The 14936-nt window shown below is 57.7% G+C and carries 15 protein-coding genes; 7 read left to right on the top strand and 8 right to left on the bottom strand.

From position 1 onward, the window contains the following. Nucleotides 1-89 precede the first annotated feature (89 nt). Nucleotides 90-749, top strand: coding sequence for a carbonic anhydrase (locus tag CAF80_RS06870; protein WP_011334144.1), 660 nt, complete (start codon nt 90-92; stop codon nt 747-749). A gap of 124 nt (nt 750-873) precedes the next feature. Here CAF80_RS06870 and CAF80_RS06865 read toward each other — a convergent pair whose 3' ends face one another. Further along, nucleotides 874-2097 (bottom strand): zinc-dependent alcohol dehydrogenase, encoded by a 1224-nt coding sequence (locus CAF80_RS06865; protein WP_074690590.1) that lies wholly within the window; start codon nt 2095-2097, stop codon nt 874-876. Between the two features lie 278 nt (nt 2098-2375). On the opposite strand from CAF80_RS06865, the gene CAF80_RS28510 reads away from it, so the two are divergent. Then, a complete protein-coding gene (locus CAF80_RS28510) occupies nt 2376-2852 on the top strand; it encodes a hypothetical protein (protein WP_139184871.1) in 477 nt (158 codons plus the stop codon). 42 nt (nt 2853-2894) lie between these two features. On the opposite strand, the gene CAF80_RS06860 is transcribed toward CAF80_RS28510, so the two are convergent. Both CAF80_RS06860 and CAF80_RS06855 read right to left on the bottom strand, forming a co-directional pair. Then, the gene (locus CAF80_RS06860) at nt 2895-3410 is read right to left on the bottom strand and encodes a cupin domain-containing protein (protein ID WP_039768470.1); all 516 of its coding nucleotides are present in this window, start codon (nt 3408-3410) and stop codon (nt 2895-2897) included. Between the two features lie 513 nt (nt 3411-3923). Further along, a complete protein-coding gene (locus CAF80_RS06855; RefSeq protein ID WP_011334147.1) occupies nt 3924-4637 on the bottom strand; it encodes a winged helix-turn-helix domain-containing protein in 714 nt (237 codons plus the stop codon). 220 nt (nt 4638-4857) lie between these two features. On the opposite strand from CAF80_RS06855, the gene CAF80_RS06850 reads away from it, so the two are divergent. The 5 genes from CAF80_RS06850 to CAF80_RS06830 all read left to right on the top strand — a co-directional run bounded on the left by CAF80_RS06850 (nt 4858) and on the right by CAF80_RS06830 (nt 9196). Further along, nucleotides 4858-5691 carry a phytanoyl-CoA dioxygenase family protein gene (locus CAF80_RS06850; protein ID WP_085667035.1) on the top strand — a complete coding sequence of 278 codons (834 nt, stop codon included), beginning with the start codon at nt 4858-4860 and terminating at the stop codon, nt 5689-5691. 13 nt (nt 5692-5704) lie between these two features. Continuing rightward, the gene (locus tag CAF80_RS06845; protein WP_074690588.1) at nt 5705-6121 is read left to right on the top strand and encodes a RidA family protein; all 417 of its coding nucleotides are present in this window, start codon (nt 5705-5707) and stop codon (nt 6119-6121) included. 90 nt (nt 6122-6211) lie between these two features. Then, nucleotides 6212-6874: a TetR/AcrR family transcriptional regulator gene (locus tag CAF80_RS06840; protein WP_011334150.1), complete on the top strand. Its 663-nt coding sequence runs from the start codon at nt 6212-6214 to the stop codon at nt 6872-6874. Nucleotides 6875-7055: 181 nt separating this feature from the next. Further along, the gene (locus tag CAF80_RS06835) at nt 7056-8540 is read left to right on the top strand and encodes an FAD-dependent oxidoreductase (protein WP_085667034.1); all 1485 of its coding nucleotides are present in this window, start codon (nt 7056-7058) and stop codon (nt 8538-8540) included. Further along, complete coding sequence (locus CAF80_RS06830) at nt 8540-9196, top strand: c-type cytochrome (protein WP_085667033.1); 657 nt, start codon at nt 8540-8542, stop codon at nt 9194-9196. The genes CAF80_RS06835 and CAF80_RS06830 overlap by 1 nt, the downstream gene beginning before the upstream one ends. Before the next feature lie 90 nt (nt 9197-9286). Here CAF80_RS06830 and CAF80_RS06825 read toward each other — a convergent pair whose 3' ends face one another. The 5 genes from CAF80_RS06825 to CAF80_RS06805 all read right to left on the bottom strand — a co-directional run bounded on the left by CAF80_RS06825 (nt 9287) and on the right by CAF80_RS06805 (nt 14936). Continuing rightward, nucleotides 9287-9949: a hypothetical protein gene (locus CAF80_RS06825; protein WP_011334153.1), complete on the bottom strand. Its 663-nt coding sequence runs from the start codon at nt 9947-9949 to the stop codon at nt 9287-9289. A gap of 39 nt (nt 9950-9988) precedes the next feature. After that, the gene (locus tag CAF80_RS06820; protein ID WP_085667032.1) at nt 9989-10645 is read right to left on the bottom strand and encodes a c-type cytochrome; all 657 of its coding nucleotides are present in this window, start codon (nt 10643-10645) and stop codon (nt 9989-9991) included. 9 nt (nt 10646-10654) lie between these two features. Beyond that, a complete protein-coding gene (locus CAF80_RS06815; protein ID WP_085667031.1) occupies nt 10655-12127 on the bottom strand; it encodes an FAD-dependent oxidoreductase in 1473 nt (490 codons plus the stop codon). 191 nt (nt 12128-12318) lie between these two features. Beyond that, complete coding sequence (locus CAF80_RS06810) at nt 12319-13686, bottom strand: FAD-binding oxidoreductase (RefSeq protein WP_085667030.1); 1368 nt, start codon at nt 13684-13686, stop codon at nt 12319-12321. An 11-nt stretch (nt 13687-13697) separates the two neighbouring features. Next, nucleotides 13698-14936 carry a thiolase family protein gene (locus tag CAF80_RS06805; RefSeq protein ID WP_011334157.1) on the bottom strand — a complete coding sequence of 413 codons (1239 nt, stop codon included), beginning with the start codon at nt 14934-14936 and terminating at the stop codon, nt 13698-13700.

Genomic DNA, 14936 nt, shown 5'->3' with positions numbered 1-14936 from the left:
CTGCAACGTCTGCGATAATCACGACCCAGTGAGGCGCGAAGGCATCGAGTGCTCGTCTCAGCATCCGCAATCAGGCTTTGGAGGACTTTATGCGTGACATTATTGATGGCTTTCTGCGGTTTCAGCGCGAGGTGTATCCACAACGTGTCGAGCTTTTCAGGCAGCTCGCGACAGAGCAAAACCCAAAGGCGCTGTTTGTCACGTGCTCGGATAGTCGTGTAGTGCCTGAACTGCTCACACAGCGTGAGCCGGGTGAGCTGTTCGTGATCCGCAACGCCGGCAACATTGTGCCATCGTATGGCCCTGAACCCGGTGGTGTTTCGGCCACCGTCGAATATGCGGTTGCAGTGCTCGGCGTACGGGACATTGTGATCTGCGGCCACTCGGATTGCGGAGCGATGGGCGCGATTTCACGCTGCACGTGTCTGGATCATCTTCCGGCAGTTGCCAACTGGCTTCGTCACTCGGACGCCGCGAAAGCGATCAACGCGGCGCATGAGTTCGATACGCCACGCGACAAGCTCGATGGCCTCGTTCGTGAAAACGTGATCGCACAACTGGCAAACCTGCGGACTCATCCATCGGTGGCGCTTGCGCTTGAGCAAGGACGTTTGAATTTGCATGGCTGGGTCTATGACATCGAGGCGGGTTGCATCGATGCGCTGGATGGAGCCACTCGACGCTTTGTTCCACTTTCCGATTCACCGACCACCGTTGCCGTCGCTGCGCGCAACGGTGGTCAGATATAACGGCGACAAACAGGTCGGGACGGGGAAAATTTCGTCCCGGCCGATCGGTCCCTGGCCCGAATCAAAGACCCACCGATGACTCACAATCTTTTGATATTTCACGTCCTTTCTTTTATTCACACATTTACGTGGCCAACGCCGTGGTGTTGACATCGTGTTCCGGTAGAGCCACATCGCTATCGCCCGGCGTCAGAATGACCTTGCGGCAATCCTCTTCCTTTTTATCAAAAATTTTATAGCCCTCCGGAGCCTGTTCCAGCGACATACGATGGCTGATGATGACCTCCGGTGAGAGGCGGCCTGCCTCGATGTGATGGAGCAACGCCGGCAGGAAGCGATGCACGTGGGTTTGACCCATTTTGAAAGTCAGACCCTTATCAAACGCGTCCCCGAAAAGGAATCCATGTATGAATCCAGAATAGACTCCAGGGACACTCACAATGCCACCACGTCTGACAGCTGCAATACACTGGCGCAGAGCTTTGCCGCTACTTCCCTCGAGCTTGAGTGTCGCTAGAACCGTTTCCGTCGTACTGCCTTTTGCTTCAAACCCGACCGCGTCCACGACGCCGTCGACTCCCCGCATTCCTTTGGTTTGCCGAATGATCGTATCTGCAGGGTCGTCGTCTTCATCGAAGTTGATGGGAATTACGCCGTATGTTTTCTGCGCGTAAGCCAAGCGGTAAGGATGGTGATCGACCATGAAAATCTGGTCGGCCCCGAGCATTCTCGCGCAGGCTGCACTTAATAAACCGACAGGGCCCGCACCATAAATGGCGATGCTGGAGCCGTTGCCAATCCCCGCGTTCGTTACAGCCTGATACGCAGTCGGGAGGATGTCGGAGAGGAAAAGAACTTTCTCATCCGGCAGTGTCCCTGGCACTTTGAACGGCCCGGTGTTGGCTTTCGGTACACGCACATATTCGGCCTGCCCGCCAGGCACTCCGCCGTACATATGGCTGAATCCGAACAGCGCGGCTCCCGGGGGTATCGCCTTTTTATTCAAGATCGCTCCACGCCCGGTATTTGTAGTTTCGCAGGCCGCGAACAGATCCATTGCGCAGAAGAAACAGCTGCCGCAGGCAATGACGAAGGGAATGACAACCCGGTCGCCCGGCTGCACGGCGGTGACCGCTGAACCTGCCTCCTCGACGATCCCCATGAACTCATGACCGAAAATATCGCCATGCTCGACGGTTGGAATCTTTCCTCGATAAAGGTGAAGGTCAGATCCGCAAATCGCGGTTGCCGTCACTCGAAGAATGATGTCATCGCTGTCCTGGATGACTGGATCCGCAACGTTGTCGACTTTGACGCTGTGCGCGCCGTGATACGTAAGTGCTCTCATGGCGTCCTACCTCTGACTTTCACTGAATGTAAGTGGGAGAGGGCACACAGAGAGCGTAAGTTCATAATGAAAGGCGGGGGAAGTGACTGGCGGTGGTGGGCGCGTGCCTCCTCACAATGAAGAGCGCCATATAACCCTGTCTTGCCTCTCCGTCGTGATCCGCAATTAATCGAAACTTCGCCGTCTGCCGGGCGATCCAGACCTTTACATCTACCGTGCGTGCCGTTGATGCCGGCGCCTGGATGTCATACGCAATGAAAAGATGAGGTTAAACATGGATGATCGCCCTGGTGGGCGATGGCGCGATGCAGATGAACAACATGGCCGAACTGACGCAATATGCCAAACGGCTGACATCGCCGTGGGTCGGTTTCCCGGCTGCGTCGATTCTTTGCGGACTGCTGGCGGGTTTTGCTGTTGGGTTTCGTAGCCGTTTACATTGCCTGCCGTTGTTCGCGGCGTTGAGTGTCTTTGTCCTCGCGTTCGGCCTGGTGCTTGCGGTGTTGTACACGTTGATCATTCCCACCGACCTGACCCTGAAACGGCCGCATCCAGCCCAAAGAGCCAAACGACGGTTTGGTTTCAACCTGCATATCACCAGGGAGTCAGGGCGTCCTGGCGTCAAAGGTGAACCGAGGAAGTTCCGGTCAGAAACACCATTTAACATAATATACATTACACGTAACAAAGTATTACGGAGCCAGCCCGGTTGCGCACGCCATTTCGATCTCCAGCATCGCTTTCAAACGACCTGATCTTTGTTGGCTGTAGATCCCTCTATTTAAAATGTGCCGCTCTCAATCCTCGGCACGCGTCAGCTTTTCAATCAGCGCTCGATGCTGCGGATACCGCGCTGTGAGTTTCTGCCGGTTCCCCATTTCCATATCCGCGAAATCGAATCCTGGTGAAACCGCTTCGCTGATCAAACCAAATCCGTTCGAACCATTCAGCAATCTGGAGGCTTTCCAGATTCCGCCCGGTACGTGCAATTGCAAATGTTGTCCGGCTAGAACATCGCTGCCCATCACCAACGTCTGCAGTGAACCGTCTTCAAGGATCAAGCTGTACTCAATGGCATCGCCCAGATGGAAATAATGCAGGATGTCCGAATGGTTGAAATGAAACTGGCCGACCGGTGAATCTTCGGTCAGCAGGTAGTAAATCGACGTCATCAGAAAGCGTGAGCCGCTCGTGGTTTCAAGCATGTCCCGGTGATCAGCCTGGTATGTCCTGCGGAAATAGCCGCCCTCAACATGAGGTTCAAGGTCCAGTGATGCAATCAGGTTCGACGCACTGATCTGACTCGGATTCATGGCCTGCTCCATTGATTTTCAATACATTCTGTAATAACTCGACTAAACGGTCATTTAGTCGAGTTAGTTTCTATTAAAGCTGAGGCATGCTTCCTCTCTGCCTAAAACATAACTATCCGTGTACATCATTAATGCTTAACTTTCCCGTTGCGCATGAGCTTTCAATGATCGCTTACGCTCCTCAGTCCGGATTAGAACTGCGTTTTCAGGCATAACTTTCACGGCATTAAGTAACTCGACCGTGGGGCGAGTACAGATGAAGATCAAGCTTCCATTCGCGGCTGCTCACGCCCGTTTTTCCGGGAAGATTAGCGCGGGGGCTCGGGATTCCCAGTCTGCCCCTAACATATAGAGCGGCCCTCCTGCATTTTATACATCCGCGTTTCTATTTCGTGTGAATTTTTTTACCGTGCACGAGAACGTCGCGGTATCACTGGCAGTCAGTGTGATATTTTTTAATAAGTATGTTTTAACTGGCTCTCCTGTTATCAGCACGTCCTTTTTCATACTTATCTATGCCTCCCAAGCAAACGGATTAAAAAGGTAGCCCCTGCCCCAGATCGTCTTGATGAGCTCTGGATTTCGAGGGTTGTCATTGAGCTTTCCGCGCAATTTACTGATGTGAACATCGACGCTGCGGTTGATCCCGTCGAAAGGAATACCGCGGATACGGTTGAGGATTTCGTCGCGAGAAAAAAGTGTGCCCGCCGCACTGGCCAGCAAGGACAGTAGTTCGAACTCCATGGTTGTCAGATCGATTCTCTGATCGGCCAGGCTCACTACCCGGCCACTGCGATCGATCGACAGCTGACCGAATTCGAGGATGTCGAGCGCTGTCGGTTGCTTCGTGGGGATATGGCGTCGCAGTAAAGCGCGCAACCGAGCCAGGAATACCGATGGTTTGACAGGTTTGACTACATAGTCGTCGGCACCGGATTCCAGGCCGAGAACCTGATCCCTGTCATCTCCCTTGGCAGTCAAGATGATGATGGGGATATCGAAACCATCACGAATCCGACGGCACAGGTGCAGTCCGTTCTGATCTGGCAGCAGGAGCTCAAGTACGACGATTTGTGGCTTGAGTTCAGCGATGGCCGCCAATGCCTGGTCACCCCGGCGAACCACTTGCACCGCAAAACCATGCCGGGCCAGGAATTTAGTGATGAGTTTCGCCAGCCTCTGATCGTCCTCAACTAGCAGTGTTTTAACGAGACCTGGGTTTTCCATAAAAGCTCAGCATTAGGACCTTGATTAAGTGTGTGCAGCCTCAGACCCACGGTGCGGTTGAGCGACCGATCATCAGCGAGTGATCACCGGGGCCCCGCCGCAGAGCATCTGCTTAGGCCTCCATTGATGATAACATTATTAAGATAACGACTGTTGTGTTTAATCTTATCGCCTGCTAGCATCGAAATCGCCAAGTGGCATTTTCGAGGAGAAAGCTCTCATGCAACTCTCTGTGCGAAAGGCGTTCCTGGAAGACGGGGCCGTCCTGATCAAAGGTTTTCTGAGCAAAGATCAATTGGCCGAGTGCCGTGCAGCCTACGACTGGGCTGTTGAGAATCATGGCCCTCATGCGACTCGAATGTTCGACGGAACGGAGCAACAGTCGCACGTCGACAACGCCAATCCCGTTGCAAAGGCCCGTCTCGAAGAACTGGTGGCTTCCCTACCCTTTGGCGAGCTATTTGCCGAGCTCTGGGGTTCGGAGAATGTGTGGTACTTCGCCGAAGAAGTGTTTCTCAAAGCAGGTGGACGCGGTTCTCGCACGCTTTGGCATCAGGACACGTCTTATCTGCCTTGGGCCGGAAACCACTGGGCGAATGCCTGGATCAGCTTTGAATCAGTGCCGAAGAAAAACGCTTTGGAAGTCGTTCGAGGTTCGCACAAAGGACCACGCTACGACGGCACCACGTTTCGCGATCCGAATGATCCGACTCAACCGCTGCATGGCGGCGATGCATTGCCACGCCTGCCGGACATCGAGGCTTTGCGGCAAAACGATCCTGAGGCATTCGAGATCATTTCGTGGGCCACCGAGCCTGGCGATATCCTCCTGCTGCATCCGGGTTCGCTGCATGGCGGCGCTCCGGTGGATGAAGCCTTCCCGGACCGTCACACCTTCGTTTTCCGTTTCTTTGGCGACGACGCCACCTTCCATCCCTTGCCAGAACACAGCGCCGGCGGTTATCCGCAGCAAGGCGTGCTGTTCACTGAAGAGCTGTCGACGCTGAAAGCGGGAGACGCCTTCCGCCACCCAACATTCCGCCAATTAATATAAGAGGAGCACCGCCATGAGCACTCAAGACCTGCAGCGTCAGTCCTTCAACCCTGGTCACACCCAGGCGATCTACGACAACTTCCACTTTTCCCAGGCCACACGCGTCGGCAACATGATCTGGGTGTCCGGCCAGGTCGGTATCGACGAGGCCATGGTTCCAGCCGAGGGTATCCAGGCTCAATCCCATCTGGCGTTTCAATCCTTGCGGACCATTCTCGAAGCTGCGGGCGCAAGCCTGGTCGACGTGGTCGAGCTGATGACGTTTCATACTGATCTGCAGGCCGAAGTGCACGCCTTTGGACAAGTAAAGGACGAATATTTCCCTGAACGTTATCCAGCCTGGACCGCTGTCGGCATTTCCCAACTGGCAATGCCGGGCTTGCGCGTGGAAGTCCGGGCCGTCGCGGTGATTGGCAGCGGTCGAATCTGAACGATTGCATGATCGCGACGTGCCAAGCCAAAATGGCGTTCGCAGCCACTGTCGACTCAACGCCTTCAACCAACGGAATCACTTTCTCTCATGCATGATGCTCAAGCGCCTTCCACGGATAGTCAGCACTCCATTGACAGTGATTCCGCGCCCGCTCCACGTCGCGGTCGTCCAGTAGGTAATCGTCTGGAAAAACGTGGTGAACTGTTGACCGCAGCCATCGAAGTCATTGCCCAGGAAGGTTATGCCGGGACGTCTCTGCGCAAGGTCGCCAGTCATGCCGGGTGCACCACGGGGGCCGTGACCTATTACTTTGCCAACAAAGAAGAAATGATCACGGCGGCGGCGCAGAGTCTGTTCGACGAGTTCGACCATTTGCTGGATGCCGGTCAGGAAAAAGTCGATGTCAGGGCAATGATCGAGCAGTGGTTGAACCTGACTCAAGCCAACGACTCGGCGCGCTGGCTGGCCTTGTTTCAAATGCTTGCCCACGCCCGGCACGAACCGGTATTTGCCGACGTGATCCAGAAACGTTATTCGCGCTTCCGCGAGGATCTCGCCAGCATTCTGCGCAAGGGACAAAGCCAAGGCATCATCCGCAAGGACATTGCTGCCGATCTGCTTGCCGATCAGCTCAGCGCGCTGAGTGACGGCTGGATGATGATGCTGCCAATCGAGCCAGAGCGATTTGAAGCCAAACGCAGCAAGGCCTTGATGGATGCGGTCATCACGCTGATCAGCCCCGCTCGCTAAACCCTGCCCTCCAGCATCAACAAGGTTCGCTTCATTTGCGCAGCGAACCCTGCTTGGTCACGCCCGCGTTACGCTCATACCCACGGTTAACCGACATCGCGCCGATTTCACTTTGCTGAATTCCTGATCCGTCATATATTCACATAACATCTGTGATTATAAATAGAAAACGGAGGTGAAGATGAGTGCGGATCTCGATCAACTGTCGACGCAATCACGACAGCGACGGTTGTTATTGCAAGCGATCGGAGGCGCAGCCCTCGCCGGAGGGCTGGGTGTCACCGGGCGTGCGATGGCGCAAATCGAACCTGTAGATACCTCGATACTGGATGTGGTGATCATTGGCGCAGGGCTTTCCGGGCTAACCTCCGCCAGAGACCTCCAGGCCGCTGGCTGCGAGTCTTTTGCCGTGCTTGAAGCCCGCGACCGCGTCGGTGGTCGCACGCTGAACCATGATCTGGGCAATGGCGTGATCTCCGAAGCCGGTGGCCAATGGATCGGCCCGGGGCAAACGTCGATCGCCGACTTGGCCAGACAGCTCGATGTCGCCACCTTCCCCACCTACTACAAGGGCAAGGCGGTGTATCTGATGGACGAGGTCAACATCCAGGAAGATCTCAGCGACGGGCCGAATTCCAATACAGAAGTCGTCGCAAAACTGAACAAGCTCGCCGAAGGCGTCCCCAGCAAAGCGCCGTGGAAAGCCAAGGGCGCGGCTGAGCTGGACAAACTTTCGATCGGCCAGTGGCTGGCCGGTCAAGGCATCAGCAACGTCGACAAGATCGGCTTCAACATGTCCGTGAGCCTCACCTTCGGTACCACGCCGGCCGGCATGGGACTCCTGCATTACCTGGCGATGATCAACTCGTCGGACTGCCGCCTTGAAAAGCTCGAAGGGGTCCAGGGCGGTGCGCAGGAATCTCGCCTGGCTGGCGGCTCGCAAATTCTCAGTTTGAAGATGGCTCAGGCGCTGGGAGATAAAGTCCGGTTGGCGTGCCCGGTGCGCAAGATTGTCGGTTGGGATCGTGATGTCGTCGAGTTGCACACCGATCAGGGCATCATCCGCACGCGGCAGGTAATTGCTGCGCTGAGCCCGGCGTTGTGCAATCAGATCCTCTTCGATCCGCCCCTGCCGTCCGGGCGTGCCGAGCTGCAGCGGCATTGGCCGGCCCATGCACCGATGCGCAAGACCGTGCACGTCTATGAGCGCCCGTTCTGGCGCGACCAAGGCCTCAACGGGCAGATTGTGCCAGTGGAAGGTCCGCTGATCTGGGCCTTTGACAACTCCCCGGCGGACGGCAGCCTGGGTGTGCTCAGCGGCTTCGTCAGGACCGGCCAATTACCCCATGACCCGAAAACGGCGCAGGACACCCTGTCGGCGATTTACGCCAGCGCCATGGGCGAACAAGCCCTGCACCCGATTCAGTTTCATGATCTGGACTGGGGCAAGATCGACCCGTGGAGTTTGAGTTGTATTTCCCCTATGCCCCCCGGTTTTTGGACGCAATGGGGCGAGTACCTGACGCCGGCGGTCGGTCGCCTGATCTGGTCGGGTACCGAGACTGCGGAAATCTGGGCCGGGGCAATGGACGGTGCGGTCCGCGCCGGACATCGCGCGGCAATGGAAGCGCTGCAGGCGTTGCTTCAACCACGGAGGAGCGCCTGATGAAGCGGACTGTGGTGTTTGGAGTCATCACCGTGAGCGCGGCGTTGGCTGGATCTATAGCGATTTACGGGCCGGAACTGTGGGCGGGCTATCGTTTCATGCAGGCCGTGGATCAGCACGACGCTGCATATCAGGCCAACGGCGGTGCGTGGCCACAGTTGCAGGACACCTGCGCACTTTGCCATGGCGCCAACGGTCAACCCCGCGATGCTCAATACGCAGCGCTTGCAGGGCAGCCTGCGGCATACATCGAAAACCAGTTGCGCGCGTTTGCCGAAGGGCGTCGCCACAGTGCCCAGATGCAGCCGCTGGCGGCCAATCTGACCGACGAGCAGATCAAGCGCCTGGCCAGTTATTTTGCCGAACAGCGACCAGGCGTGACTGAAGTCCCGGCCAACGATGATGCGCTGGACCAGCGCGGTCAGCGTGTGGTCGCCGCCAATGGGTGTGCAGCCTGCCACGGTGAAAAACTCTCTGGCGGCCCCCAGGCTCCGCGTATCGCCGGACAAGGGCAGCTTTATCTGATCGATCAACTGAGCGCTTTCAAACGTGGCCAACGCATCGATCCGACGCAGGCCATGAATGCCATGGCGGGCACCCTGTCAGATGAGGACATCAAGGCCGTGGCGCAGTATCTGGCCAAGCTGAACCCTTGATCCTGCCCGGGCAAGGATGCCCACCGCCCTACCCTGCATTACGCAAAAAAGCCGCCAAAACGGCGGCTTCGAGCACTTCAACTATCCTCCTCAGCGCGTTTGCAGAACTGCCATTGCGCCCTTCGCGCGCTCCAGCGCGCAATACGCGTAATACAGGTGCACCAGCAGATAAGCCCAGGTCGTCAGTGCTAGCACGTAGAAGTTGAGCAGCACATTGCTGTCGTCGCCGGGGATCTTGTAGAAATCGTAGATGCACGCAATGGTCAGTGAGGCGAGCATGCCAATCATCACACCGATCGCGTGTAGCGACTCTCCGACATTTGCAAGGCGTACTGCGAAATACACCAGGTAGACCGAAAACATCACCCACATCAGCACGTAGAAATACGGCAGGAGCGTGACCAGAACCTTGGTCGAGATCAACGCGAGTGTGCCCAGCAGAGCGCCGGCAAACATCATGAGCTCCTTGCCCATCGAGGGCTTGTAGGCATGCGTTACCGCCATCAGCCCGAGCACCGTAATAATCGGAATCCCGAAGGCTCTGGAGAACGCGTCGCAGAAGTATGAAATCAGGTACGCATGCTCCGATCCTGTCAGGAAAAAGATCAGGAAGTTTGTCGCGGAAAAGGCAACCACAAACCACTCCAGAGCCAGTAGCAGGTTTCTCTTCTTCAGAAACCTGATGCCAAAGGTCAGACCATTGGCAAGCAGCAAGAAACAGGCAAGGCACAGCACAATATTTCTCGGTTCCATAACGATAGCCTCGGTACAGCTGACAGAAAATTTGATGGGTTAACGGGATTGAGGAACCAGTGCAGCCAGGTAAGCAGCAATCGCCTGGCGCTCCTGCGCTGACAGCGCCGCTGCAATGGCTTGCATCGCGCCACTTGGCTCAATGCGCTCGCTGCTGGCAAAAGCGTTGAGCTGGGCCAAAAGGTAGTCCTGACCTTGTGCAGCAAGGCGCGGGAAGGTGTCGTGGCCCATCAGTTGGGCACCATGACAGGCGGTGCAACCTCGGGTTTGCACCAGTTGTTTGCCCTGGTCCTTGAGCCCCTCGTCAGGGCTGCCAGCCGCATGAGCAACGACCGATTGCCGGGCGTAGAACTTCGCCAGCAGATCAACTTCATCCGGGCTCAGGGTCATCGCCAGCGGCCCCATGTTGGGAGCGAGCCGTTGCCCACTTGCAAAGTTGCGCAACTGGGCAGACAGGTACGCGGCGGGTTGCCCGGCCAGGCTCGGATACGTCGGGTTCAGCAAGTTACCGTGGCTGCCATGGCAACCGGTGCAGGCATCGGTCAGGTGTGGCCAGTTTCCGCGTTCGGCCTGATAGGCCTCCGTGGAGGTCGTGATGTAAGTCTGCAGCCGATACAGGTCGAGCAGATCACGGCCGAAAACCACCACCAGCACCGCGATGACCGCGATGACGCCAAGCGCTATGTTTTTTTTCATTGCCGCCTCCTATGCCCGACGTAACGCGTTGAGCACCTGCAAGGCGCTATGGCGTCCGGCGCGCACGGCGCCGTCCATGTAACCTGCCCAGATGTCAGCGGTTTCGGTGCCCGACCAGAACAGATTGCCGCACGGCGGACGCAGTGCCTCGCCATGTGTCGACCAGAAACCGGGAGGAATCGGCGACACGCACGTGATGGTCCACGGGTCGAAATGCGCCCAGTCGTGATCGTGGTAGGAAACCGGCTCAAGCGCTGCGTCCCCCAGGGCGCGTGCATAGATTTCGGTCTGCACACGCTTCGCGGCTTCGGGGTCGGTGGGGGCTGCGGCATTCAGAATGAATGCATTGATCACGCCGATTTCGCCGTTTGGCGGCGAGTTGTCGCAGGCCCAGATGACTGGCCCACCGACCTGAATGATGTGGCCGTTCAAGCCCTTGTCACGCCAGAAAGGCCGCGGGTAAACCATTGCGGTCTTGCGTGCCGGCGAGTGCGCTGGCCAGGCCCGCTGCAGGGCGGCGCGAGCTTCGGGCAGCGGTGGATCGAATTGCAGGCGTTGGCACAGCGCGGGATGAATCGCCATGATCACCCGGCGGGCGCGGATCTCGCCCTGATCCGTTTGCAGTCTGACGATGTCGCGGTTCCAGTCAGCAATTTTGCGCACTGGGCACGACAAGCGAACCCTGTCGCCCAACAATTGCGCCATTTTGCTGCTGAGAACCTGTGAACCGCCGACGATCCGCGTGCCTTGCGCGCTGTCCTTGATCGAATCGAGCCGCATGTATTCGCTGCCGGCCGAATTGATCATCGACAGAAAATGCAAGAAGCCCATCTTCGCCGGCGTGACACCGCAGGTCAGGAGGAAGCTGGCATTCCACCCTGCGCGATCTTCCGGCTTGATGTTTTGCTGAGCGAGCCAGTCGCCCGCCGAGAGCTTGTCCAGTTCGGCCACCCTGGGGGATTTCCATGGCGCACCGCACGGCACATCACGCGACAGCTCGCTGAGTTTTGCCGAGACGCTTTCGTCGGTACCGAAGGTGCCTTTCAAATCGACAGCGACACGTCCATCGCCCCCGAGGATCACGGTTTCCCCGTCATAGAAACTGGGAAAGGTGCCGACCTCAAGCTCACGGGCCAGATCCGCTACGGCGGTTTGTCCTGGACCGATCCACTGACCTCCGGCTTCGGAGATGTAGCCGGAGCCCAAGTCATGATTGAGGGTGCGGCCGCCGACACGATCACGCGCTTCAAGCACCAGCAGCGACTCACAGCCTGCCAGATGCAGATCACGGGCGGCGGTCAAACCAGCCAGGCCGGCACCGATGATCACCACATCAAATACATCGTCGGAACTGTCCTTTTGCAGCGCATCGGCGGCATTGGCCAGGCCAAGGTTCAAACCGATCGATCCTACGGCGGCGGTTGCACCGGCCAGTTTGAGTAATTGTCTTCGCTTCAGATCGGGAGGGGCGTCAGTACTCATGTTCGATGCCTCACATCACGTTATTGTTGGATTGAACGCCCGTGGCCGAGCGTGGGTGCGGCAGTAAAAAAGTGGTGACGAGAACGCAAACATTCGTTTGTCTTTCTGCAGGCGAACGCCTGCCGGCCCCAGGACTCCAAGGTCAGCTTCACCACGGAAAATCAGCGTATTGGTTCTATAAGCCTCAACCGTCAGGCATGAGGGTGCACAACTTTGCGGTTGGTGTATTCGTCCAGCAGATGTGCCCCCTCCAGCGCCACATTCACGGCGCACCACTGCAGCGGTTCGGGCAGGGTTTTCGGAGTTTTATGCCGCAGCGCGGCGAGCAGCGGATGCTCGATACCGCCGATCCTTTCTGCCAGCAGATGGCCGATCAGCGACTGCGAGGCGACACCGTGTCCGGAGCAACCCGCGGTGTAGAGAATGTTGTGGTGGGATCCGGTTTCGCCCACCACCGGCAACGCGTCGTAGGCCATGCTGACGTAACCACTCCAGCACGCTTGAATGCCGATACCGCGTAACGTCGGGAAACGCACGCCAAGGTTGTCTTGCAACGCTCGGTAGGTGACCTCATCGGGAATGTTCGGGGTTTTCGAGCCGTAGGCATAACCCAGCCGTTTGGTGGTCATCAGCAGCGTATTGCGTGCGGTCAGGCGATGGCTTTCCATCACCAGGTGCGGCGTGGTCAACCCTTCCCGCCCTGCCCAGCCCAGCGATGCCAACTGCTGTGGTGTCAATGGCTCGGTTTCGACCGCCGAAACCCGAAACGGTACGACTTTGTCGCGCAAAAGACCGAGCTGCGGCGTATAGGCATTGGTGGCCAGCACCACTATTGGCGCGCTCGCCCGCCCGCGTGGCGTCCGGCAGGTGATCGTCGGCCCGTCGGAGTACGACTCAAGCGTGGTGTTTTCATACAGCCTCACCCCCGCCTGGAGTGCAGCGCGGCGCAGGCCCATCACGTATTTGCCTGGGTCCAGGGTACCGCCGTGGCGTTGCAGACAGCCAAACAGAAAGGCCGGTGGAATCCCCCGCGCGCGCATTTGTGCCTGATCCAGAAACTCGGTTTGCGAACCCAATTCGTGGCCCACGGCCATGCTTTTGCGCAGCCTCTTTTCTTGCGACGGATGGATCCCCGCCCTGATGATGCCCGAGGCGTTGTAGTCGCAGTCGATCCCCAGTTCGCGCAACCGACCTTCGACGTAGGCGACCGCTTCGTCATAGAACCTGACGATATTTTGCGCTTTTTCCTTGCCGACACGTTTCAGGAACAACTCGAACTCAATGCCGATGCTCCCGCCCAGATAACCGGCATTCCGACCGCTGGCACCGAAACCGGCAAACTCCTGCTCGAGGATAATGACCTTCGCTCCCAGCGCCGTAAGCTCCAGGGCGGTGGACAGCCCGGCGAAACCGGCACCGATCACGATGACGTCCGCGCTTACATCGCCTTCGAGCTCTGGCTGCAGATCAACCGGACTTTCGACCCAGCCACCCAACCGACGGAAATGTCCGCCTGCAAAATGGCGTTCCAACTCTTGTGCTTGATAGGCCATGGACATGTGATGCGCTCCTATCGACTCAGGATGTGAATAGCGACTGCTGCTTCCTCGACACCTTGAAGACCGCCACCGTTTTCCTGGATGGCATGCCGCGCGCCGTGGACTTGACGCGGCCCGGCCTCCCCGCGCAATTGGGTGACCAACTCGTACAACTGCCCGATCCCCGTCGCGCCAAGTGGATGACCTTTGGATTCCAGGCCGCCGGAGGTATTGATCGGAAGACGGCCACCGAGAGTGAAATCGCCCCGTTCTGCACAAACCCCACCCTCTCCCAGCGGTGCAAGTCCGAGATTTTCCGACTGGATGATTTCCCCCATTGCCGAGGCGTCGTGTACCTCGGCCACGTGCATGTCCTGCGGGCCGAGGCCGGCGATTTCGTAGGCTTCACGCGCCGCCAACAGGCTGACGTGCTTGTGCGGCTCGTCGAGCCCGCGCAGGGTGAAGCTGCGGATCACGCTGGCGGCGATTCGCACACAACGTTTTGGATCGGCACCAATGCGTTTCAGTCCCGCCTCGGTGCAAAGGATCGCGGCGGCCGCACCGTCGGACAGCGGCGCGCACATGGGCAATGTGATCGGATAGGTAATTGGAGGCGCCGCCAGAACTTCTTCGATGCTGAAGGTCTTGCGAAATTGCGAATAGGGGTTGTGCACCGAGTGTTGATGGTTCTTGGCACACACCGCCGCAATCTGCCGTTGAGTGGTGCCATAGGTCTTCATATGCCAGCGACACATGGCAGCATAAATGGCCATGAATTTACTGTACGGACGATCAGATTCCGAGCCTGGCGGAACAATGATGCCCTCCCCCATTTTCACCAGCGTCGCGTAGTTCTCTTCGGCAGTGGAAACGTCCCAACCGGTTTCGAACAGGGCCAGTGCCCGCGACTTGTCCGGCACGTTCATTTTCTCCGCGCCCAACGCCAGGGCCACGTCGGTAGCCCCCGAGCGCAAGCTCTGCACTGCCAGATGAACCGCTGTACTGCCCGAGGCGCAGGCGTTTTCGACGTTGTACACCGGCACCCCTTCTAGGCCGATCTTGCTGCACAGCACCTGCCCGGGAATCGACAGTTGTCCTTGCAGATGACCGTTGGTGATGCCGGCGTAGAACACCGCACCGATATCAGCGCGCAAGGCGCCGGAGTCGGCGAGTGCGCCCTGCAAAGCTTCCAGCGCTAGATCCTGGAGACTGCGTTCCAGGTGGCGACCGAACTCGGTCATGGCAATGCCGGCGATGTAAATAGGTTCCAT

This window comes from Pseudomonas sp. B34(2017) (assembly GCF_002112915.1).
In the GTDB taxonomy this organism is placed as follows: Bacteria; Pseudomonadota; Gammaproteobacteria; order Pseudomonadales; family Pseudomonadaceae; genus Aquipseudomonas; species Aquipseudomonas pharyngis.
Note: the sequence above shows the minus strand (reverse complement) of the source record. Positions and strands in the feature narration are given on the sequence as shown.

Excerpts from the sequence above, each read along its gene's own strand:
- CAF80_RS06840 (WP_011334150.1), top strand. The coding sequence starts at position 6,212 with ATGCATGATGCTCAAGCGCCTTCCACGGATAGTCAGCACTCCATTGAC.
- CAF80_RS06850 (WP_085667035.1), top strand. The coding sequence starts at position 4,858 with ATGCAACTCTCTGTGCGAAAGGCGTTCCTGGAAGACGGGGCCGTCCTG.
- CAF80_RS06870 (WP_011334144.1), top strand. The coding sequence starts at position 90 with ATGCGTGACATTATTGATGGCTTTCTGCGGTTTCAGCGCGAGGTGTAT.
- CAF80_RS06820 (WP_085667032.1), bottom strand. The coding sequence starts at position 10,645 with ATGAAAAAAAACATAGCGCTTGGCGTCATCGCGGTCATCGCGGTGCTG.
- CAF80_RS06825 (WP_011334153.1), bottom strand. The coding sequence starts at position 9,949 with ATGGAACCGAGAAATATTGTGCTGTGCCTTGCCTGTTTCTTGCTGCTT.
- CAF80_RS06830 (WP_085667033.1), top strand. The coding sequence starts at position 8,540 with ATGAAGCGGACTGTGGTGTTTGGAGTCATCACCGTGAGCGCGGCGTTG.
- CAF80_RS06815 (WP_085667031.1), bottom strand. The coding sequence starts at position 12,127 with ATGAGTACTGACGCCCCTCCCGATCTGAAGCGAAGACAATTACTCAAA.
- CAF80_RS06860 (WP_039768470.1), bottom strand. The coding sequence starts at position 3,410 with ATGAATCCGAGTCAGATCAGTGCGTCGAACCTGATTGCATCACTGGAC.
- CAF80_RS06835 (WP_085667034.1), top strand. The coding sequence starts at position 7,056 with ATGAGTGCGGATCTCGATCAACTGTCGACGCAATCACGACAGCGACGG.
- CAF80_RS06845 (WP_074690588.1), top strand. The coding sequence starts at position 5,705 with ATGAGCACTCAAGACCTGCAGCGTCAGTCCTTCAACCCTGGTCACACC.
- CAF80_RS28510 (WP_139184871.1), top strand. The coding sequence starts at position 2,376 with ATGATCGCCCTGGTGGGCGATGGCGCGATGCAGATGAACAACATGGCC.
- CAF80_RS06805 (WP_011334157.1), bottom strand. The coding sequence starts at position 14,936 with ATGGAACCTATTTACATCGCCGGCATTGCCATGACCGAGTTCGGTCGC.
- CAF80_RS06865 (WP_074690590.1), bottom strand. The coding sequence starts at position 2,097 with ATGAGAGCACTTACGTATCACGGCGCGCACAGCGTCAAAGTCGACAAC.
- CAF80_RS06810 (WP_085667030.1), bottom strand. The coding sequence starts at position 13,686 with ATGTCCATGGCCTATCAAGCACAAGAGTTGGAACGCCATTTTGCAGGC.
- CAF80_RS06855 (WP_011334147.1), bottom strand. The coding sequence starts at position 4,637 with ATGGAAAACCCAGGTCTCGTTAAAACACTGCTAGTTGAGGACGATCAG.